Source organism: Thioclava sp. GXIMD4215 (assembly GCF_045291555.1).
Classification (GTDB): domain Bacteria; phylum Pseudomonadota; class Alphaproteobacteria; order Rhodobacterales; family Rhodobacteraceae; genus Thioclava; species Thioclava litoralis.
The window spans coordinates 2405475-2423730 of the sequence record NZ_CP149515.1 but is presented as its reverse complement, the minus strand read 5'-3'; the positions used below and the strand labels follow the sequence as shown (position 1 = coordinate 2423730).

Annotated in this window: 21 protein-coding genes; 12 read left to right on the top strand and 9 right to left on the bottom strand. The window is 63.2% G+C overall.

The window, feature by feature from the left end; genetic code table 11:
- Nucleotides 1–34 precede the first annotated feature (34 nt).
- The 3 genes from thiB to WDB86_RS12070 are packed head-to-tail and all read left to right on the top strand — an operon-like array spanning nucleotide 35 to nucleotide 3247.
- The gene (gene thiB / locus WDB86_RS12080) at nucleotides 35–1039 is read left to right on the top strand and encodes a thiamine ABC transporter substrate binding subunit (RefSeq protein ID WP_406736025.1); all 1005 of its coding nucleotides are present in this window, start codon (nucleotides 35–37) and stop codon (nucleotides 1037–1039) included.
- On the top strand, nucleotides 1018–2553 hold the full coding sequence (locus tag WDB86_RS12075; RefSeq protein WP_406736024.1) for a thiamine/thiamine pyrophosphate ABC transporter permease ThiP: 1536 nt from the start codon (nucleotides 1018–1020) through the stop codon (nucleotides 2551–2553). The genes thiB and WDB86_RS12075 overlap by 22 nt, the downstream gene beginning before the upstream one ends.
- Nucleotides 2537–3247 carry an ATP-binding cassette domain-containing protein gene (locus tag WDB86_RS12070; protein WP_406736023.1) on the top strand — a complete coding sequence of 237 codons (711 nt, stop codon included), beginning with the start codon at nucleotides 2537–2539 and terminating at the stop codon, nucleotides 3245–3247. Before WDB86_RS12075 ends, WDB86_RS12070 begins: the two co-directional genes overlap by 17 nt.
- An 82-nt stretch (nucleotides 3248–3329) precedes the next feature.
- On the opposite strand, the gene WDB86_RS12065 is transcribed toward WDB86_RS12070, so the two are convergent.
- Nucleotides 3330–4460 carry an S-(hydroxymethyl)glutathione dehydrogenase/class III alcohol dehydrogenase gene (locus tag WDB86_RS12065; RefSeq protein ID WP_339108261.1) on the bottom strand — a complete coding sequence of 377 codons (1131 nt, stop codon included), beginning with the start codon at nucleotides 4458–4460 and terminating at the stop codon, nucleotides 3330–3332.
- Nucleotides 4461–4533: 73 nt separating this feature from the next.
- Here WDB86_RS12065 and WDB86_RS12060 point away from each other — a divergent pair, with 73 nt between their 5' ends.
- Together WDB86_RS12060 and WDB86_RS12055 are read left to right on the top strand one after the other, a co-directional pair.
- Nucleotides 4534–4881 carry a hypothetical protein gene (locus WDB86_RS12060; protein WP_339108262.1) on the top strand — a complete coding sequence of 116 codons (348 nt, stop codon included), beginning with the start codon at nucleotides 4534–4536 and terminating at the stop codon, nucleotides 4879–4881.
- A 2-nt stretch (nucleotides 4882–4883) separates the two neighbouring features.
- Nucleotides 4884–5072 carry a hypothetical protein gene (locus WDB86_RS12055; RefSeq protein WP_406736022.1) on the top strand — a complete coding sequence of 63 codons (189 nt, stop codon included), beginning with the start codon at nucleotides 4884–4886 and terminating at the stop codon, nucleotides 5070–5072.
- Here WDB86_RS12055 and WDB86_RS12050 read toward each other — a convergent pair.
- The gene (locus WDB86_RS12050; RefSeq protein WP_339108263.1) at nucleotides 5062–5496 is read right to left on the bottom strand and encodes a cytochrome c; all 435 of its coding nucleotides are present in this window, start codon (nucleotides 5494–5496) and stop codon (nucleotides 5062–5064) included. The genes WDB86_RS12055 and WDB86_RS12050 overlap by 11 nt on opposite strands.
- 528 nt (nucleotides 5497–6024) lie before the next feature.
- On the opposite strand from WDB86_RS12050, the gene WDB86_RS12045 reads away from it, so the two are divergent.
- Nucleotides 6025–6363, top strand: coding sequence for a DUF2794 domain-containing protein (locus WDB86_RS12045; protein ID WP_339108264.1), 339 nt, complete (start codon nucleotides 6025–6027; stop codon nucleotides 6361–6363).
- Here the strand turns inward: WDB86_RS12045 and WDB86_RS12040 are convergent.
- The 3 genes from WDB86_RS12040 to WDB86_RS12030 all read right to left on the bottom strand — a co-directional run bounded on the left by WDB86_RS12040 (nucleotide 6360) and on the right by WDB86_RS12030 (nucleotide 9124).
- Entirely contained in the window at nucleotides 6360–7217 is an 858-nt protein-coding gene (locus tag WDB86_RS12040) for an NlpC/P60 family protein (RefSeq protein WP_406736021.1), read from the bottom strand. The two genes, WDB86_RS12045 and WDB86_RS12040, sit on opposite strands and share 4 nt — an antisense overlap.
- Nucleotides 7214–8617 (bottom strand): leucyl aminopeptidase family protein, encoded by a 1404-nt coding sequence (locus WDB86_RS12035; protein WP_406736020.1) that lies wholly within the window; start codon nucleotides 8615–8617, stop codon nucleotides 7214–7216. The genes WDB86_RS12040 and WDB86_RS12035 overlap by 4 nt, the downstream gene beginning before the upstream one ends.
- 126 nt (nucleotides 8618–8743) lie before the next feature.
- The gene (locus tag WDB86_RS12030; protein ID WP_339108267.1) at nucleotides 8744–9124 is read right to left on the bottom strand and encodes a hypothetical protein; all 381 of its coding nucleotides are present in this window, start codon (nucleotides 9122–9124) and stop codon (nucleotides 8744–8746) included.
- 248 nt (nucleotides 9125–9372) lie between these two features.
- Between WDB86_RS12030 and WDB86_RS12025 the strand changes: the two genes are divergently transcribed.
- Both WDB86_RS12025 and WDB86_RS12020 read left to right on the top strand, forming a co-directional pair.
- Entirely contained in the window at nucleotides 9373–10023 is a 651-nt protein-coding gene (locus WDB86_RS12025) for a carbonic anhydrase (protein ID WP_339108268.1), read from the top strand.
- 68 nt (nucleotides 10024–10091) lie between these two features.
- Nucleotides 10092–10784 (top strand): hypothetical protein, encoded by a 693-nt coding sequence (locus tag WDB86_RS12020; RefSeq protein WP_406736019.1) that lies wholly within the window; start codon nucleotides 10092–10094, stop codon nucleotides 10782–10784.
- Here WDB86_RS12020 and WDB86_RS12015 read toward each other — a convergent pair.
- The 4 genes from WDB86_RS12015 to WDB86_RS12000 all read right to left on the bottom strand — a co-directional run bounded on the left by WDB86_RS12015 (nucleotide 10741) and on the right by WDB86_RS12000 (nucleotide 15192).
- Nucleotides 10741–12300 carry a DUF4139 domain-containing protein gene (locus WDB86_RS12015; RefSeq protein ID WP_406736018.1) on the bottom strand — a complete coding sequence of 520 codons (1560 nt, stop codon included), beginning with the start codon at nucleotides 12298–12300 and terminating at the stop codon, nucleotides 10741–10743. The genes WDB86_RS12020 and WDB86_RS12015 overlap by 44 nt on opposite strands.
- A 157-nt stretch (nucleotides 12301–12457) precedes the next feature.
- Nucleotides 12458–13480, bottom strand: coding sequence for an aspartate-semialdehyde dehydrogenase (locus WDB86_RS12010; protein WP_406736017.1), 1023 nt, complete (start codon nucleotides 13478–13480; stop codon nucleotides 12458–12460).
- Between the two features lie 75 nt (nucleotides 13481–13555).
- Nucleotides 13556–14170, bottom strand: a complete 615-nt coding sequence (locus WDB86_RS12005; RefSeq protein ID WP_406736016.1) for a glycosyltransferase family 29 protein — start codon at nucleotides 14168–14170, stop codon at nucleotides 13556–13558.
- Nucleotides 14167–15192 carry a glycosyltransferase family 4 protein gene (locus WDB86_RS12000; RefSeq protein WP_339109442.1) on the bottom strand — a complete coding sequence of 342 codons (1026 nt, stop codon included), beginning with the start codon at nucleotides 15190–15192 and terminating at the stop codon, nucleotides 14167–14169. The genes WDB86_RS12005 and WDB86_RS12000 overlap by 4 nt, the downstream gene beginning before the upstream one ends.
- A 121-nt stretch (nucleotides 15193–15313) precedes the next feature.
- Between WDB86_RS12000 and WDB86_RS11995 the strand changes: the two genes are divergently transcribed.
- From WDB86_RS11995 to modC, 4 genes are read left to right on the top strand one after another with little or no spacing between them, the layout of a single operon-like run.
- Nucleotides 15314–15661, top strand: coding sequence for a winged helix-turn-helix domain-containing protein (locus tag WDB86_RS11995; protein ID WP_406721314.1), 348 nt, complete (start codon nucleotides 15314–15316; stop codon nucleotides 15659–15661).
- 60 nt (nucleotides 15662–15721) lie between these two features.
- On the top strand, nucleotides 15722–16465 hold the full coding sequence (gene modA, locus WDB86_RS11990) for a molybdate ABC transporter substrate-binding protein (RefSeq protein ID WP_406736015.1): 744 nt from the start codon (nucleotides 15722–15724) through the stop codon (nucleotides 16463–16465).
- 4 nt (nucleotides 16466–16469) lie between these two features.
- Nucleotides 16470–17165 carry a molybdate ABC transporter permease subunit gene (gene modB / locus WDB86_RS11985; protein WP_406736014.1) on the top strand — a complete coding sequence of 232 codons (696 nt, stop codon included), beginning with the start codon at nucleotides 16470–16472 and terminating at the stop codon, nucleotides 17163–17165.
- 1 nt (nucleotide 17166) lies between these two features.
- Nucleotides 17167–18249, top strand: a complete 1083-nt coding sequence (gene modC / locus WDB86_RS11980) for a molybdenum ABC transporter ATP-binding protein (RefSeq protein WP_406736013.1) — start codon at nucleotides 17167–17169, stop codon at nucleotides 18247–18249.
- Nucleotides 18250–18256 lie beyond the last annotated feature (7 nt).

Sequence of the window (18256 nt, the reverse complement as noted above, 5' to 3'; positions counted from 1 at the left end):
CGCCCTCCTTCCCCTGCGGATTGGAGGAGCATAGATGAAACGACCCCTTACGGCCCTTCGCCTTGTGGCGGGCACAGCCCTTCTGGCAGCCACGACCGGCGGCGCTCAGGCCGAAGACCTGCCCGTTCTCACGGTCTATGCGCCCGATTATTTCACCTCGGAATGGGGTCCCGGCCCGCAGATCGAAAAAGGGTTCGAGGCCAGATGCGGCTGCGACCTGCAATTCGTGGCCGGTGACGTGCTTTCGCGCCTCATGCTCGAAGGCGACAAGACCAAAGCGGATATCGTGATCGGCCTCAATACCGACCAAACCGCCCGTGCCCGCAAGACCGGCCTCTTTGCGCCCTCGCATGAAGACAATTCGCGCCTGACCCTGCCGATCAAATGGACCGATGACACCTTCATCCCGTTCAACTGGGGCGAAACCGCCTTTGTCTATGACAAGACCAAGCTGAAAAACCCGCCGAAAAGCTTCGAGGAACTGCTGGATGCCCCCGATAATCTGAAGATCGCCATCCAGGACCCGCGCTCGTCCGTTTCGGGGCTGGCGCTGCTGCTCTGGGTCAAGGCCGTCTATGGCGATCGCGCGCCCGAAGCATGGGCCAAGCTCAAACCCAAAGTGCTGACCGTGACCCCCGGCTGGTCGGAAAGCTACGGCCTCTTCACGGATGGCGAGGTGGATATGGTGCTGTCCTATACCACATCGCCGGCCTATCACATCATCGCCGAGCATGATGACACCAAAGCCGCCGCGATCTTCCCGGAAGGCCATTATTTCATGGCCGAGCTGGTGGGGCAGCTGAAAACCTCCAAACATCCCGAACTGGCACAGGATTTCATGGATTACGTGCTGTCGGATGATTTCCAGGGGATGATCGCCACCGCCAACTGGTCCTATCCGGCCATCATCAAAGAAGGCTTCCTGCCGCCCGAATTCGCCAGCCTGCCGCGCCCGAACAAGACCATCTTCTATAGCGAAGACGAGGCCGAGGCCCTGCGCCAGCCCGCACTGGACGAATGGCTCGCCGCGTTCCGCTGATTGCGGCTTGCGTCGCTCTGGTCCCCGCGCTTCTGGTGCTGGGGCCGATCCTGATGACCGCCCTGCACGGGGGCGGTCTTACGGGGTTGCGCGGGTCGGACCTGCAGGCGCTGTGGTTCACACTCTGGCAGGCGGCGGCGTCGGCGCTGATCTCCTGTGTGCTGGCGGTGCCTCTGGCGCGGGCGCTTGCGCGGCGGCGGTTTATCGGGCGCAGCGTGCTGATCACCGCACTTGGTGCGCCCTTCATCCTGCCGGTCATCGCCGCCATTCTGGGACTGCTGGCGGTCTTCGGCCGTAGCGGGCTGCTCAATCAGGCGCTCGGCGCGCTCGGTCTGCCGACAATGGCCATCTATGGCGCGCATGGGGTCATTCTGGCCCATGTGTTCTTCAACCTGCCACTGGCCACCCGCATGGTGCTGCAAGGCTGGCAGGCCATCCCCGCCGAACGCCTGCGCCTTGCCATGATGCTGGATTTCGACGGCCCCGCCCGACGCCGCCACATCGAAACCCCGATGCTGCGCGCCACCCTGCCCGGCGCCTTCATCGCCATCTTCCTCGTCTGTCTGGGCAGCTTCGCCGTTGCGCTGACCTTGGGCGGAGGCCCCTCGGCCACCACGGTCGAGCTGGCCATCTACCAAGCGTTCCGCTTCGATTACGATACAGGCCGCGCCGCAAGCCTCGCGCTGGTGCAGGTCGCGCTCTGCGTGCTGGCCGTCGGGATCGGGGCCAAGATCTCGGCCCCCACGGGCTTCGGCGCAGGGCTGGACCGCCCCACTCTCTATGGCCCGTCAAGCCTCTGGCAACGGTCGGGCGATGCAGCCATCATCGTCCTTGCCGCACTGTTTCTTCTGCTGCCCATCGGTTTGATCCTCTGGCGTGGCCTGCCCGCCTTTCCGGCCCTGCCCCTTATGGTCTGGAAAGCCGCGGCCACCTCGCTGACCATCGCACTCGGCTCCACCGTGCTGGCGCTGGCATTGGCCCTTCCTCTGGCACTGGCGGCCCCGCGCCATCGCTGGGCGGAAGGCTCCGCCATGCTGCCACTGGCCGCCTCGGGGCTGGTGCTGGGCACAGGACTTTTCCTGCTGATCCAGCCCTTTGCCGCACCGACAAGCCTCCTCGTGCCGGTCACACTGGTGGTCAACGCCACGCTGTCCCTGCCCTTCATCACCCGCCTTCTGCTGCCCGAAATCCAATCCCTGCAAGCCGATTACGACCGGCTCGCCACGTCCTTGGACCTAAGCGGATGGGCCAAATTGCGGCGGCTCACCCTGCCCCGCCTCGCCCGCCCCTTGGGCTTTTCCGCAGGGCTGGCCTGCGCCTTCTCGATGGGCGATCTGGGTGTCATCACGCTCTTCTCCGATGGCCAGACCCGCACCCTGCCGCTGGCGATCTTCCAGCTGATGGGCAGCTACCGGCTGGATCAGGCCGCCGCCGCCGCCACATTGCTTCTGACACTCACCTTCGGGCTCTTCGCCCTTTTCGACCGGATCGGACATCATGCTGACCCTCGATAACCTGCGCCTGACGCAAAACGACTGGCACCTCGAGGCCAACCTGAGCATCGAACAAGGCCAGCATACCGCACTGATCGGGCCTTCGGGCGCGGGCAAATCCACCCTGCTTGCCGCCATTGCCGGCCTCTTCGCGCCGGAACGGGGACGTGTGCTCTGGCAGGGGCAGGATCTTGTCCAGATCCCGCCGGGCAAACGCCCGCTCTCGATCCTGTTTCAGGACCAGAACCTGTTCCCCCATCTCAGCATCGCGCAAAATCTCGGCCTCGGAATCTCGCCGCGCCTGCGCCTCTCGCCCGAAGATCACCAGCGCATCGAAAACGTCCTTGCCGCCACGGGCCTGCAGGATCTGGGCACCCGCCGCCCCGCCGAACTCTCGGGCGGTCAGCAAAGTCGCGCAGCCCTTGCCCGCGCGCTCCTGCGCAACCGCCCCCTCCTCCTCCTCGACGAGGCCTTCGCAGCCCTCGGCCCCGCATTGAAAACCGAGATGCTCCACCTCACCGAAACCCTCGCCAGACACCATGATTTCACCATCCTCATGGTCACCCATGACCCCGAAGATGCGCAAAAACTCTGCCCGCAAACGATCCTTGTGGCCGACAGCCACGCCGAGCCACCACAGCCCACAAAGGGCCTCCTGTCCCACCCCCCCGAAGCGCTCCGCCGCTATCTCGGAACGCCTGCTTCCAGCTGCTAGAAATATCCTCAGGGGGTGAATTTGCGGGAAACGCAAAGAGGGGGCGCGAGCGCCCCCTGCTTCCCGTCGGCAGAGACCGACCTCAGTATTGCACGACCGCGCGGATCGACTTGCCCTCATGCATCAGGTCGAAGCCGTGGTTGATCTCCTCCAGCTTCAGAACATGGGTGATCATCGGATCAATCTCGATCTTACCATCCATATACCAGTCAACGAATTTCGGCACATCGGTCCGGCCCTTGGCGCCCCCAAAGGCGGTGCCCTTCCAGACGCGGCCGGTGACCAGCTGGAACGGACGGGTCGAGATCTCGGCCCCTGCAGGCGCCACGCCGATAATCACCGACACACCCCAGCCACGATGCGAACATTCCAGCGCATCGCGCATAACCTTGACGTTACCCGTCGCATCGAAGGAGTAATCCACGCCGCCGATCTGGTCATCGCCCTTCTTGGTCAGATTGACGATCTCCTGCACCACGCTGCCCTCGATCTTCGAGGGATTTACGAAATGCGTCATGCCGAACTTCTTGGCCATTTCGGCCTTGTCATCATTCAGGTCGACGCCGATGATCATATCGGCTCCCGCCATCCGCAGCCCCTGAATGACGTTCAGACCGATCCCGCCCAAGCCGAACACTGCCGCGGTCGAGCCGATCTCGACACCTGCGGTATTGATCACCGCACCGATGCCGGTGGTCACGCCGCAGCCGATATAGCAGATCTTGTCGAAAGGCGCGTCCTCACGCACTTTCGCCAGCGCGATTTCCGGCATCACGGTATGCTGGGCAAAGGTCGAACAGCCCATGTAGTGATAGATCGGCGTGCCATCCAGCATATGGAAGCGCGTCGTCCCATCGGGCATCAGCCCCTGACCTTGGGTATTGCGGATCGCGGTGCACAGGTTGGTCTTGCCTGAGCGGCAGGAGGGGCACTCGCGACACTCGGGCGTATAGAGCGGGATCACGTGATCGCCCGGTTTCAGCGTGGTCACGCCCTCACCCACCTCGATCACGACGCCCGCGCCCTCATGGCCGAGAATCGACGGAAACAGCCCCTCGGGGTCCGCGCCCGAGAGCGTGAAGGCATCCGTATGGCACAGGCCCGTGGCCTTGATCTCGACCAACACCTCCCCCTTCTTCGGCGGATCAAGCTCCACTTCCATAATTTCCAAGGGCTTACCTGCCTCTAGTGCAACAGCAGCACGGGTTCTCATTGGCCTTCTCCGTCATATGGAATTTTATCCGAACCTGAGGCACAATGCGCGCAAACACAAGCAAGAGAGCGACATGTTGACCCGAGTTTACGCCTTCGCAGCGATTGGCCTATTGGCCGCCTGCCAGCCTTCCCAACAAGAACTGGCCCCGACCCCGATCCTCCCCGAATCAGCTCAAGCCCTGATCCAGCCGGAAAATTCCGCCGACGGGCTGAACGAGCGCGAGCCCGATCTCTGCGGGGCCAAAGCCTATTCCTATGTGCTTGGCCAGCCGGGCAGCGTCGTCTCGACCCTGCCGCTTGGTGACACGAAATACCGCGTGGTCGAATGGCGCGGTGTGGAAGACCAGCTTTACCAACCGCATCGGATCGTCTTCCGCCTCGACGAGGCAGGCAATGTCTATAACGTAGATTGCGGTTGAGAATGCGCGTCGCGCATCTTGGCGCGATCTGCGGGATTGGCGGGATTGCGGCCTGCCAATCCGACCCGCCCGTGACGCCGGACACGGGCGGCACGGCTCCTGCGGCCCATTGCGGGGCCGACAGCTTTGCGGACAGGGCCTTTGCGGACAGGGCCAAAACCCCGCCCGCAAGAGGCACGGTTATTCCTTGAACTGCTTATGGCAGCCGCCGCAGGCCGCACCAACCGCCTGCATCCCTTCCCGCACGCCCGCCAGAGACGAGGTGTCCATCTGCGCCGAGGCGACCTCGAGATCGGTGGCATGAGAGGTGAAGGCCTCCCAGTTGTCCCAGATGCTGGATTTGGCTTCCGATTCAGGGTCCGTGGCCTTGGCTTCGAACAAAGGCGCCACCTTCTTGGCCTCTTCCTTCAGCGCCGAAGCGGCAGAGGCCGCGATCTCGGCATCAAAGCTGCTTTTGCCCTTGGCCATATCGCCCAGAATATTGGACGACTGACGCAGCTCTTTCATTCCGTCCTGCCAGGCTTTGACCGTCGGATCTGCGACATCGGCATACACCGCCGCGACCGAGCTGCCCATCAGCAGGACCGCTGCGGAAAAAGTAATGAAACGCTGCATCTGTGGCTCCTTGTGAAATAGCTTATGCGAAGACGCGTAATGGCTCTGCACATCCTGGACACTATGCCAGCCTCCGCTGTGAGACAAAACAGGTTTTCCGTCAGGCCGCCCCCCCCGCGAGGAAAACCGCCCACGAAAGGCCCGCGCCCGCGCCCATTTGAACGCGCCCATCTGAACGCGCCCGCACAGCCGGTCATCCGCAATCGGGCAGGCCCCGCCGCAACTGGCCTGTGCAGTTCGGCCCGAAAGGCACGGATCGCAAAGAGGGGGAAAGACTGTTCCGGTGCCGCATACTGGGTGGGGGCTGTTAACTGCGGCACCGGAACAGAGCGTTTGCTTTCGCTCTCTCTTTCCTGACAGCGGATCGCGGCACCTTCGAGGGGGCAAAAAGGTCATTTCAAGACCGGAATCTGGCTAAACCAAGAATTGATTAACCGCATTCACTTTCCGCTCATAATGGCACCCGCGCCGTGCTACGGCCCCTTGGAAAAGATTGCGCGAAACGCAAAGCGGTGGCAGGCTGGCTCCATGACAGTGCAAAATATGCCACCTCTTTCCGGAGGCACACCACAAATCGCCTTCGACCGCCACGAGCTTTCGGTCATCCTCTCGGTCTATGGCCGCATGGTCGCAGCTGGTGAATGGCGTGATTACGGCATGAGCTTTCTCAGGGATGTGGCGATTTTCTCGGTCTTCCGCCGGGCGGCAGAATACCCGATCTACCGCATCGAAAAGCGCCCCGCCCTGCGCAACCGGCAGGGGATGTATTCGGTGATCGGCATGGACGGGCGGATCCTCAAACGCGGACATGACCTTGCACAGGTGCTACAGGTTCTGGAGCGCAAGCTGATCCGCCCGATCGATTAGAGCCTGCGCTTGCGGCCCAGATAGATCCCCTCGCCGGAGGCGGCGATGCGCTCCATCGTTTCGCGGATCGGTTCGTAACGGACCGCCATATGGTGGCCATTGGCATGGATCAGGCACGTGTCATCGACCGCCATCGCCACATGCCCCTTCCAGAAGAACAGATCCCCGCGGATAACCGGAACCTCTTCCGGAAGCACCTGCCCGAAACCGTGCCACTGCTGGTCACTATCGGCCGGACAGGCGATACCGCAAAGCCCGTAAGACAGCTGCACGAGCCCCGAACAGTCGATCCCGTCATAGCCGTTCCCCCCCCAGAGATAGGGAGCCCCCAGCAGACGTTCGGCCACGGCCACAGGATCGGCCTCGGGGGAGGTCACCGCGCGCAGATGCTGGCGCGGCACGAAGCCTTCCGCTGTCACGACAAAGCCGCCCTCTTCCCGTATCGCGCAAAGCCCTGCGCCGATCGGCAGGGCCATGACCTCGCCGCGCTTGATGGAGGCCTCGCGATAGATATGGGTGGCAGGGGCACAGACCACATGGGTGACATCCCCGCCCTGCCCCAAAGCGGTCAGAGGCACCCAGCCGCAATAGTGGTCGGCTGCGGCCTGAACGAAGGCCCATCCCGCGCGTTCGTCGATCACGGTCACGCCCGCCCCGAAGACAAGCTGCCGGTCACGTGCTCCGGCGGGGGCGTCACATAGATCCACCACTGGCACAGCGACCCGCGCAGGCCGGCCCTCGGTAAAGCTGATCGCGGCCACTTTCCCCTTGAGGGCAACCAGTGCCACCGAGCCGGAATAGGGGGTCAACCGCCTGTCCAACCCGTGCAGGGGATCACATCCGGCAGGCGTCATGCGGGCAGCCCCAGCATGGCGGGCAAGGCCGCAAGAATGGCCCGCGCGCCCTGCCCCACACCCCCTTTCGGTCGCGCCGGAGCCGCCGAAGGTTGCCAGCCATAGATGTCGAAATGGACAAAGCCCTCGGTTTCGGTAACGAAGCGGCGCAGGAACAATGCCGCTGTAATCGAGCCTGCCATCCCCCCTGCCGGCGCATTGTCCAGATCGGCGATGCCGGGTTCGATCTTGTCCTCATAGGGGCACCAGAACGGCATCCGCCATAGCGGGTCGGCAACCTGCGCGGCCCCATCTGCCAGCGCGGCGGCAAGATCCTCGTCATCGGTATAGAATGGCGGCACGTCCGGCCCCAAGGCCACGCGGGCGGCACCGGTCAGGGTGGCCATGCAAAGCACCAGATCGGGGCTTTCCTCATCGGCATAGGCCAGCGCATCGGCCAGCACCAGACGGCCCTCGGCATCGGTGTTGTTGATCTCGACCGTCAGCCCCTTGCGGGAGGTATAGACATCTTGCGGACGGAACGCATTGCCCGACACCGCATTTTCCACCGCAGGCACCAGAACGCGCAGCCGCAGCGGCAGTTTCAGGGCCATGATCATATGCGCAAGGCCCAGCACCGTGGCCGCCCCGCCCATATCCTTTTTCATCAGCCCCATCGAGCTGCCGGGTTTGAGGTTGAGACCACCCGTATCGAAACACACGCCCTTCCCCACCAGCGTCAGTTCCGGCCCCTCGCTGCCCCAGCGCATCTCGACCAGTCGCGGTGCCCGCGGGCTGGCCTGCCCCACCGTGTAAATCAGCGGAAATCCTTTATCGACCAGCTTCTCGCCGATGATCGAGTTCAGTTCGGCCCCGTGCTGGTCGGCCAGATCCTTGATCGCACGCTCCAGCTCTTCCGGCCCCATATCATTGGCTGGCGTATTGATCAGATCGCGGGTCAGGGCTTCACCTGCAGCTATCGCTTCAAGGCGCGCCGCATCCAGCCCTGCGGGACAATGCAGGCGGGCCTTGGGCGCGGCAGCTTTGGCATAACGCTCATAGGCATAGCCCGCCAGCAACCAGCCAAGCGCCGCCTCTTCAGATGCGGCACCCGACAGATCGCCCTGCAAGGACCAAACGCCTTCGGGCAGGGCCGTGGCCGCACGCGCCAGATGGAACCGCCCGCGCGCCCGGCTGGCCGCGCTGCCCCAGCCGAAAAGCGCCGCAGACAGCCCCCCCTCGGCATCGGGAAGCACACAGATCTGCCCCAGAGCGCCGGTAAAGCCTTGCGCCTTGGCCCATGCCACCTGCGCCTCCGTCAGCGCGGCCGGCAGCCCCCCTTCGGTAATATAAAGCGGCAACGGTGCGTCGCTTTGCGCGAAACGCATGGCAGGACGGTCGGGCAGGACAGGCAAAGACATCAGAAGCTTCCGGATCGGTTGGACATTTGCCTCAGCCTAACCTGCTCTGCGCCACCTGCAAGAGCACGCCGGAGCGTCAGCCGCGTTCTCACGCGGCTTTGCACCATGATCTGCGGTGCCCCCCGCCTAGATGCTCATATCCTCCAGATCCCAAACCTCGCTCAGCGAGCGGTCCCCGATCCGCATCAACCGTGCCAAAACAGCGCGCGAGGCCACCAGATCCTGCGCCCGCATACAGTCCCGCAGATCCCGCGTCACCTGCTCCAGCTTGGTCATTCCCACCTGACGCGCCAACGGAATAAGCGAGGTCACGGCGTCGTCAAACGCCCCGAGCTGGTTTTTCTGCACGGCGGCATCGATGGCAACCATATGCATCGCCAGATCCTCGATTGCGCTGGCCATCAGCCGTTCGGCTGCCTGCTGCCCCAACTGGGCATAAAGCGCGACGATCCGGGCCTGTTCAATCCGCACCGTTTCATTGCAGCGCAATTTCGTAACATTTGCCAAACTGGCACCCTCCGCATTGCGTCGGGTCACATCATACTGACCATACAGAACACGTATGGCTTTCAAGGACCCCATTTTGGCAGGTATAGCCTGCCCCCCCATGACCCCCACGGTCGACATTCACCATGCAGGAAAGGTCTCAAGAAAAGCTTTCATAATTAGGAAAAACTCTGCCTAACCCCCGGAAAATCTCTCGAACTCCCCTTGTATCGGGTCTAAGTAAGGGGAAATCATTATAGGGGATGATCATGAGGGAACGTGTAAAACTGTTGCCGCCGACTTTGGTGCAACGCTTCCACGGCTGGAAAGCAACCACCTATTCGGAAAATTCCGTATGGTACAAAAAGCTCGCCGATGAGGGCCAGCGCCCGCGTGCGATGGTGATCTCGTGCTGCGATTCGCGTGTGCATGTCACCTCGATCTTCGGTGCCGACTCGGGCGAGTTCTTCATTCACCGTAATATCGCGAACCTCGTGCCGCCCTATGAGCCCGATGGCGAACATCACGGCACCTCCGCCGCACTGGAATATGCCGTACAGGCGCTGAAAGTGTCGCATCTGATCGTGCTCGGCCACTCGAATTGCGGTGGCGTGGCAGGGTGCAACGCGATGTGCACCGGCCATGCGCCCGAACTGGAAGACAAGACCTCGTTCGTGGGCACCTGGCTCAACCTGCTGCGTCCCGGCTTCGAACGCGTCAAGGATCTGCCGGAAGAAGAGCGAATCACGGCGCTTGAACAAGAGGCCGTTATGGTCAGCCTTGAAAACCTGATGACCTTCCCCTTTGTCACGGCGGCTGTCGAATCGGGTCAGATGACGCTGCACGGGCTGTGGCACGACATCGGCAGCGGTGATCTGCGCCAGTACAACCCCAACAAGAATGGGTTTGAAGCCGTCTGAGGCGGTTTTAATAAAAAAGACCAAGTTCGCTTAACTCGCGATTAAGGACAGGGATGCAATCTGGCGACATGACCCAGATTGCATCACACCTCGTCACCCTCCGCCTGCCGGCAGACATGATCCACCTGATCGAACGCACGGCACGCGCGCAAGCAAAGTCCCCCGCGGACCTGATCCGCGGCGCTCTTCTGGCTTCCCTGTCTCAGGGGGGCAGCACCGTCGCCGAACGCCTGCGCAAGCATGTGGCACTGGCGGAATGTTTCGAGCTGGCCGATGGCTGGCTGGATCTTCAGGCCCAGCTGCGCGGTCTCGGGTTCGTGCTGCGCCATAACGGTGAAGAGCAGGTCTGCCTGCATGACTTCCCGTCGCAGGATTTCCTCTGCAGCCTGCATGATATCGGCCAGAATCTGGGCGCACTGACCCGCCGCTACCATTCTCCCTTCCCCGGCCTGCGCCCCGAAGCTGCCGTCGAAGCGGCGCCCGAACCGGTTCCGGCTCCGATGCTGCAAACCGCACCGCAAGCTGCCACGGAAACGGCAGAGATCGAGCCCCTCGTGCAGCCCCAGCCCGTCTTCCATTCGCTGCGCCGCAAACCGCGCCCGGAACCGGACCGCCCGAAGCTGGTCGCCGTTTCGACCGCCCCCACCGAAGACGAGCTGGACGCCGCTTTCAGCAATGCGATGTTCCGGTCCCGCCGCGCGGCGCAGGCGGTCAGGTTCAGTGCAGAACCTGATCTGCGGGCCACTCCAATCGCGTCGTAAGCGTGATATCGCGGCTGGCCTGCGCGGGCAGGTCAAACCGCCATCCCAGAAGACCGGTCTTGTCGTCAAGATCGGTCTGGCTGACCTCGGGCGAGGCATTCCAGCTGATCTTCAGATCATCCTGTTCCGAATAAGGCACCTGATCCACCACCCGCAGGGGCCATGACTGGTCGGTCTGGTTCTCGACGGTCATCCGCACGGTCTCCACCTGTTCATTCCGGCGCGCGATCACTCCGCGATCTCCAGATTGGCGGGTCTGCTTGCGGGTCAGCACAAGCCCGTCAATCGCTCCGAACCCCTGGGTGACCGTCTGGCCCGGCATCGTCAGCGGGAGGGCACCCTGACCGACCAGACGCCCATCGGCATAAAGCATCACCGGACCGGGCAGAATCGGCTCGGACCCGCTATTGGTCGCCTCGGCCACCAGATAGGCGGTTGGATCGCGCGAAGGCACGGCCTCCGCCCAGCTTGCGGCCTTCAAGGACAGATCATCCATCTTCAGACGCAGCGCCTCGGCCTTGTCGCGCATATCCACCTTCTGCGGCAGATGATAGACAAGCGACACCCCCTCCATTTGCGGTGCTAGCAGATCCGCCTTCCGCATCGGTGCCGCCTCGACCTCGGCTGCGGCATATTCCGCCCCCATCGTTCGCAGAACCGGACGGTCCGGCCCGACGCTGCGCAAAAGCGGCCATAGCTCGGACGGATCCATGCGGTCATTCGGGCGCGCGGTTGACAGGGTCAGATCGACATTGTGCCAGTCCTCGCCGCTCGACTGATGCACCGACACCAGCCGTGTAAGATCAATCCGCTTGGCGCCGCGATCCAGACGCATGTCATACACCGGCGACCAGCCCGCATCATCGGCAAAGCTCGTCAGCGTCAGCACCCCATGCCCGCTGGCCGTGGCCTCCAGCCACTGGCCATTCTCCGCTTTGGCCAAAAGTTGCGCCAGATCATCCTGCGCGCGCTGCAACGCGCGTCGGTCAGGGGCCAGTGCCGCCTCGGCACGGCGCGCCTCCGCTTGCGCATGCAAGGCGGTCTGACGCGCCGCCAGAGCACGCGCTTCGACCTCATCGCCAATCGCAAGCGCCTGCTCGGGCGTGGCCTGCGCCGCCCCGATGCCACGCAGATAGACCACCCGATCCAGCGCCGCCTCGGCTTTGGCCCGCAAAAGCGCGACCGCATCCTCTTTCTGCGCCAGATCCTCGGTCATTTGCGCAAGCTTGGCGCGCGCCGCCTGCACGACAGGGCTGTCGCCCGCCCCCTGCCCCGAGACAAGCCGCACGCCCGAAAGGCTGACGCCCTCACCCGCGATCCGAAGCCGGTCAAGATCAAGGCTGGCAGGCAGTCCCGCAACCCGCACCGTGACCGCCCCATCCGGAACCTGCACCTGCCGCGTCACCTCGGCCCCTTGCGGATACAGCGTAACACGACGTATCTGCGCCTGCAAAAGATCCTCTGCCCATACCGTTTGCGGCAATGCCACGACCAGTCCGGCCATTATCAAACGCATCACATTCTCCTCCCCGACTATTCACGAAGGTGATCGGTCGGACAGAGGCTGACAAGCCCCCGCCCGCATAATCCCCCGCCTCCGCCAATGACGATTGCGTCAATGCAAAACGCCCGGAGAACTCTCCGGGCGTTTCGACATCAGTCAAGTCTGGCGCTTAGCCTTTTTTCAGGCAGCGCTTCCCAAGCGTTTCGGCAATCTGCACGGCATTCAGCGCCGCGCCCTTGCGCAGGTTATCCGACACGCACCACAGGTTCAGACCATTCTCGATGGTGCTGTCCTGACGGATGCGCGAGATGAAGGTCGCGTAATCGCCCACGCATTCCACGGGGGTGACATAGCCGCCATCCTCGCGCTTATCGACCACCAGAATACCGGGGGCTTCACGCAGGATATCGCGGGCTTCGTCCTCATCAAGGAACTCTTCGAACTCGAGGTTGATCGCTTCCGAGTGACCCACAAAGACCGGCACGCGCACACAGGTCGCGGTGACCTTGATCGCCGGATCGACGATTTTCTTGGTCTCGGCCACCATCTTCCATTCTTCCTTGGTCGAGCCGTCTTCCATGAAGACGTCGATATGGGGAATCACGTTGAAAGCGATCTGCTTGGTGAATTTCTTCGGCTCTTTTTCCTGACCGGGGACGTAAAGGCCCTTGGTCTGGTCCCACAGCTCATCGATCCCTTCCTTGCCCGAGCCGGACACCGACTGGTAGGTCGACACGACAACGCGCTTGATCTTCGCACGGTCATGCAGCGGCTTGAGCGCCACAACCATCTGCGCGGTCGAGCAGTTGGGGTTCGCGATGATGTTCTTCTTGATGTAGCCATCAACCGCCTCGGGGTTCACTTCCGGCACGACCAGCGGAATCTCCGGATCGTAGCGGTAGAGCGAGGAGTTATCGATGACAACGCAACCCGCTTTCGCCGCGATCGGCGCGTATTGCTTGGTCGCATCCGAGCCGATGGCGAAGAGCGCAATGTCATAGCCCGAGAAGTCGAACCCTTCGATGTCCTTGCACTTGAGTGTCTTGTCGCCATAGCTGACCTCAGTACCAAGGCTCCGGCGCGACGCCAGAGCAACAACCTCATCGGCAGGGAACTCGCGCTCGGCGAGAATATTCAGCATTTCGCGGCCCACATTACCCGTGGCGCCAGCAACGACGACTTTATAGCCCAATTTAGGCCCTCCTTGTACTTCGGACGAGGTGCGACATAGCCCGAATGGCCGTATATTTAAAGGGTTTTCGCGAAATTAGCGGCGAATAAGGCGGTTATCTTGCGCCATCAGCCCTGCGACGAAATCGGCCTCGGAGGTGAAATCATGCGGCACATCTTTGGCGCTGCGGCTGCCCGAAAGCGACAAAGAGGCAAAGAAATCAAAGCCGTATAGCGTCAACTGCCGCAGATCCGAGCGCAAGAGAAGGTCGATCATCATCGCCCCCGTGGTGGGCTGCGCGCCAAGCCGGCTTTGCAGATCCGCATAATCGGCCAGAGGGTGCAGATAGAAACCGTGGCTTGTGGCCGTTTGCCAATCCAGCCGTTTGCGTTTGTGACTCATCCACAGATACCGCCCCGCCCCGATGCGGGCACGGTCCTGCGCCCCGAGCCGCGTCGCAAGGGCCAGCCAGTCCGTGCGGGTGCCGTGGCTTGCCACCGACGGCATCGGGGCACGGTTGATCCGCACCACCACATCCTGCGCATCGATCTCGGCCCCGTGCCGCGTTTCCGCCAGCGACCGCGCATTGCCCACCAGCGCCACCGATTTGCCCGCAAGCCCCGCCAGCAGATCCGCCTGAGCCACCGACATCGCGGCCAGAGGTGCCTCCTGCCGCAAAAGCCGCGCCAGATAGAACCCCGCCCGCGTCATGCCAACAGATCGCGATAGACAGCGATCAGCGCATCGGCTTCGGCATCGATCTGGAAGCGCGCCTCGACATTGCGCCGCGCCGCACGCCCTGCCGCGGCCATCGATTGCGGATCATCCAGATAGCCCGCCACCGCCGCGCTCATGCCCTCTATATCGCCCGGATCGACCAGCTTGCCGCTTTCCGGCGTCACGATCTCCTCGAAGGCGCCCACGCGGGTCGCCACCACCGGCACATGGCAGGCCATTGCCTCGATGGGCGTCAGGCCGAAGCCCTCCCAACGCTGCGGCGCAACATAAAGATCAAGCACCCGATACCAGTCGGCCATGCGATCGACCGAGACCTCGGGCATGAACAGGATGCGATGCTCCAGCCCCGCCTGCCCCACTTTACGCTTCAGCCCCGCCAGAAATTCCGAATGCCCTTCGGTTGCGCGGCCCATCACCAGCGCCGAGACATTGGGGCGCGAGGGCAGCAGCGCGATCATCGCCTCCACAAAAGCATCGGTGCCCTTCTGATGGCGGACCCGCCCGTAACAGCCGATCAGCACCCCGCGCGGCAGATTCATCGATGCGCGCAAGGCGCTACGGTCCTGCGCTCTGTCGAACCCCGAGATATCGATGCCATGATGGATCACATGATTGGGCACGCTCAGGTATTCCGCCGTGCGCGCCGAGGTCGCCACCACCGCGTCCATCTGCCCGATCAGCCATTTCGTATAGCCCGTATGCTGCCGCTGGCTGGCCGAGGTGAATAGCAGCTTCAGATCCATGAAACACAGATATTTCAGCGCCAGCCCCAGAGCCATTTCCACATTGCGCCGCGCATGCCAGACACGGCGGCGACGCTTCAGAAACGGCACGCGCCATAGGGCGACATGCGGCACGGTTTCGGGCAAACCCGGCCCGGTGGTCACAATACCGATCTTGCGCGCCTGCAGGGGCACAAGCCGAACAATCGTCGCGGTCACGCCGGACAGGCGACGCTTGAGGTTCGGGGCAATAACATCAATCTCTTTATCCATACCCCTTTCATACCCTGCCTTGCCCGCCTTGTCTTTCGAGAAAATGGCGCGGCGCGGCTTGCCTTCGGGGCGGGCGGGCAGGATGATCGGGGCTGTTTCCATGCCCTGTCAGGACATTCGCATGCCGCTAAACCGTATCGCCCTGCGCCTTTACTGGGACCCGATCATGATGGGGCCCGGCAAGGCCGATCTTTTGCAGGCCATTGCCGAAGAAGGCTCCATTTCCGCCGCCGGACGCCGCATGGGCATGAGCTATCGCCGCGCATGGGCCTTGGTGGAAGAGATGAATGCAGGCTTTTGCGCACCGGTCGTGTCCTCGGCGCGCGGCGGAACAAGGGGCGGCGGCGCGCATCTGACCGAAACCGGCACCGAAGTGCTGCGGCTGTATCGCCAACTGCTGGAACGGTTCCGCGAAAGCTGCAACGACGACATTGCCGCGCTCGAGGCCCTGACCGGCCCCCGCGACTGAAGCCTATGGACGGGAAGCCGAAAAGGGTTATGTTCAGAGAAACATATCGGAGATCCCCGCATGCGCGCCCTGCCCCTTCTTGCCCTAACCACCGTCCTGATGAGCCCGCTTGCCGCCGCAGCGGACCCCGTCATCTTTGCCGCCGCCTCGATGAAAACCGCGCTGGACGAGATCGCGCAGGACTGGGGCGAAACGCATGATCCGGTGACCATCTCCTATGCGGGCTCGTCGAAGCTGGCCCGCCAGATCGAGGCCGGAGCGCCAGCCGATATGTTCATCTCGGCCTCGACCGACTGGATGGACGAGGTCGAGACATCCGGCGCGACCATTGCAGGCACCCGCCACGACCTGCTGGGCAACGCGCTGGTTCTGGTGGCCCATGACGATGTGCAGACCGCCCCCGCAGACTTGCCCAAAGCCTTGGGTCAAGACGGTTTTCTGGCTATGGCACTTGTCGATAGCGTACCGGCGGGGGTCTATGGAAAGCAGGCGCTGACCCATCTGGGGCTGTGGGACCAGCTTTCCGCACATGTCGCACAGGCCGATAACGTGCGCGCGGCTCTGGCCTTGGTGGCCACGGGGGAAAGCCCCTATGGCATCGTCTATGCCACCGATGCCCATGCCGAACCGCATGTGCATATTGCCGCCACCTTCCCCGAAGACAGCCATGATGCGATCACCTATCCGGTGGCGCTGCTGAATACCGGCGCCGATGCGGCGGGGGCCAAAGCCTTTCTGGCCTATCTGACCACGCCCGCTGCCAAAAAGATATTTGCAGCACAGGGCTTCACGGTAAGGCCCTGAGCAGATGCCCATGCTCAGCCCCGAAGAATGGGCCGCCATCGCGCTGTCGCTGAAAGTCTCGCTGGTGGCGGTGCTTTGCGCGCTGCCGGTGGCGATTGCGGTCGCGCTGGTGCTGGCGCGGGGGCGCGGGCCGCTTGTCTGGGGGCTGAATGCGCTGGTGCATCTGCCGCTGATCCTGCCGCCTGTGGTCACCGGCTATATCCTGCTGCTGCTCTTCGGGCGCAACGGCCCCTTGGGCGCCTTCCTTGACCGCGCGATCGGGCTGGTCTTTGCCTTCCAATGGACAGGCGCCGCATTGGCTGCCGCCATCATGGGCTTTCCGCTGATGGTGCGGGCGATATGGCTGGCCATCGAAGCCGTCGATCCCGGCCTTGAACAGGCCGCCCGCACCCTTGGCGCGCGCCCATTGGGCATGTTCTTCAGCATCACGCTGCCACTGATCGCGCCGGGGATCATCGCGGGGATGATCCTCGCCTTTGCCAAGGCGATGGGCGAATTCGGGGCCACCATCACCTTTGTCTCCAACATTCCGGGGCGGACCCAGACACTGCCTTCAGCGATCTATGCCCTGCTGCAGGTGCCCGGTGCCGAGGCCTCGGTGGCCAAGCTTGCGGGGATTTCCATCGCGATTGCGGTCACGGCCATGCTGGTGTCGGAATCCGTCTCGCGGATGATCGCCAAACGGATCAGGGGGGCATAGGATGCTCAAGGTCTGCCTGAAGCACCGCGCCGGACAGCTTGACCTATCGGCCGAGTTCACCGCCCCCACCGGCGTCACCGCGCTGTTCGGACCCTCAGGAGCGGGCAAATCCACAATCGTCAACGCGATCTCGGGGCTTCTGCGCCCCGCTGCCGGACGCATCACATTGGGCGGAACGGTGCTGTTTGACAGCGCCACCCGCACCAATCTGCCCCTCCATAAACGCCGCATCGGTTATGTCTTTCAAGAACCGCGCCTGTTTCCCCATCTGGGTGTCAGGGGCAATCTGGACTATGGCCGCAGGCGCGCCCCCAAAGACGCACAGGGGCCAGATTTCGATCAGGTGATCGGAATGCTGGGCATCGCGCCCTTGCTCGGGCGCAGGGTCGCAGCGCTCTCGGGCGGCGAAAAAGCCCGCATCTCGATCGGTCGCGCCCTGCTGTCCAAACCGCAGATCCTGCTGATGGACGAACCGCTGGCGGCGCTTGATGCCCCCCGCCGTGCCGAGATCCTGCCCTTTCTGGAGAATCTGCGCGATACCGGCCTGCCGATTGTCTATGTCAGCCATTCCGTGTCCGAGATCGCGCGGCTGGCCGATACGCTGGTGGTGATCGAGGCCGGCAGAACCCGCGCTTCGGGACCGCTGCAGACCCTGCTGGCCGAGCCGGATCTGGCCCCGCTATTCGGGCAGGACGGGGCGGGCGCGGTGATCCATGTGCAGGTTGCCGGACAGGACCCCGATGGCATGACCCGCGTGCAGGGCGCGGGGGGCACGCTTTTTCTGACCGAGCCGCATCCCGTGGGCCAGACGCTGCGGCTGCGCATTCAGGCCAGTGATGTCATCCTGTCGCGCCAACGCCCCGAGGGGCTCTCGGCGTTGAATATCCTGTCGGGACAGGTGCAGAAAATCACCCCGACATCAAAGGCCGAAGACCGGTTCTGGGTCCAGATCCGCTGTGGCGAAGAGACGCTGCTGGCCAAGATCACCGCGCGCTCGCGGCAGGCTCTGGATCTGCGGCCCGACACGGAATGTCATGCGATCCTGAAAACCGTGGCCGTCGAACGCCGCGCGCCCCGTCCCTGAACGGCCC

What these genes read in the sequence shown, in the direction of transcription:
- WDB86_RS12070 (WP_406736023.1), top strand. Translation starts at nt 2,537, where the DNA reads ATGCTGACCCTCGATAACCTGCGCCTGACGCAAAACGACTGGCACCTC.
- WDB86_RS12005 (WP_406736016.1), bottom strand. Translation starts at nt 14,170, where the DNA reads ATGACGCGGGCGGGGTTCTATCTGGCGCGGCTTTTGCGGCAGGAGGCA.
- WDB86_RS12060 (WP_339108262.1), top strand. Translation starts at nt 4,534, where the DNA reads ATGTTGACCCGAGTTTACGCCTTCGCAGCGATTGGCCTATTGGCCGCC.
- modC (WP_406736013.1), top strand. Translation starts at nt 17,167, where the DNA reads ATGCTCAAGGTCTGCCTGAAGCACCGCGCCGGACAGCTTGACCTATCG.
- WDB86_RS12075 (WP_406736024.1), top strand. Translation starts at nt 1,018, where the DNA reads ATGGCTCGCCGCGTTCCGCTGATTGCGGCTTGCGTCGCTCTGGTCCCC.
- WDB86_RS12065 (WP_339108261.1), bottom strand. Translation starts at nt 4,460, where the DNA reads ATGAGAACCCGTGCTGCTGTTGCACTAGAGGCAGGTAAGCCCTTGGAA.
- WDB86_RS12050 (WP_339108263.1), bottom strand. Translation starts at nt 5,496, where the DNA reads ATGCAGCGTTTCATTACTTTTTCCGCAGCGGTCCTGCTGATGGGCAGC.
- WDB86_RS12020 (WP_406736019.1), top strand. Translation starts at nt 10,092, where the DNA reads ATGACCCAGATTGCATCACACCTCGTCACCCTCCGCCTGCCGGCAGAC.
- WDB86_RS12000 (WP_339109442.1), bottom strand. Translation starts at nt 15,192, where the DNA reads ATGGATAAAGAGATTGATGTTATTGCCCCGAACCTCAAGCGTCGCCTG.
- WDB86_RS12035 (WP_406736020.1), bottom strand. Translation starts at nt 8,617, where the DNA reads ATGTCTTTGCCTGTCCTGCCCGACCGTCCTGCCATGCGTTTCGCGCAA.
- WDB86_RS12025 (WP_339108268.1), top strand. Translation starts at nt 9,373, where the DNA reads ATGAGGGAACGTGTAAAACTGTTGCCGCCGACTTTGGTGCAACGCTTC.
- WDB86_RS12015 (WP_406736018.1), bottom strand. Translation starts at nt 12,300, where the DNA reads ATGCGTTTGATAATGGCCGGACTGGTCGTGGCATTGCCGCAAACGGTA.
- modA (WP_406736015.1), top strand. Translation starts at nt 15,722, where the DNA reads ATGCGCGCCCTGCCCCTTCTTGCCCTAACCACCGTCCTGATGAGCCCG.
- WDB86_RS12045 (WP_339108264.1), top strand. Translation starts at nt 6,025, where the DNA reads ATGACAGTGCAAAATATGCCACCTCTTTCCGGAGGCACACCACAAATC.
- thiB (WP_406736025.1), top strand. Translation starts at nt 35, where the DNA reads ATGAAACGACCCCTTACGGCCCTTCGCCTTGTGGCGGGCACAGCCCTT.
- WDB86_RS12040 (WP_406736021.1), bottom strand. Translation starts at nt 7,217, where the DNA reads ATGACGCCTGCCGGATGTGATCCCCTGCACGGGTTGGACAGGCGGTTG.
- modB (WP_406736014.1), top strand. Translation starts at nt 16,470, where the DNA reads ATGCCCATGCTCAGCCCCGAAGAATGGGCCGCCATCGCGCTGTCGCTG.
- WDB86_RS12055 (WP_406736022.1), top strand. Translation starts at nt 4,884, where the DNA reads ATGCGCGTCGCGCATCTTGGCGCGATCTGCGGGATTGGCGGGATTGCG.
- WDB86_RS11995 (WP_406721314.1), top strand. Translation starts at nt 15,314, where the DNA reads ATGCCGCTAAACCGTATCGCCCTGCGCCTTTACTGGGACCCGATCATG.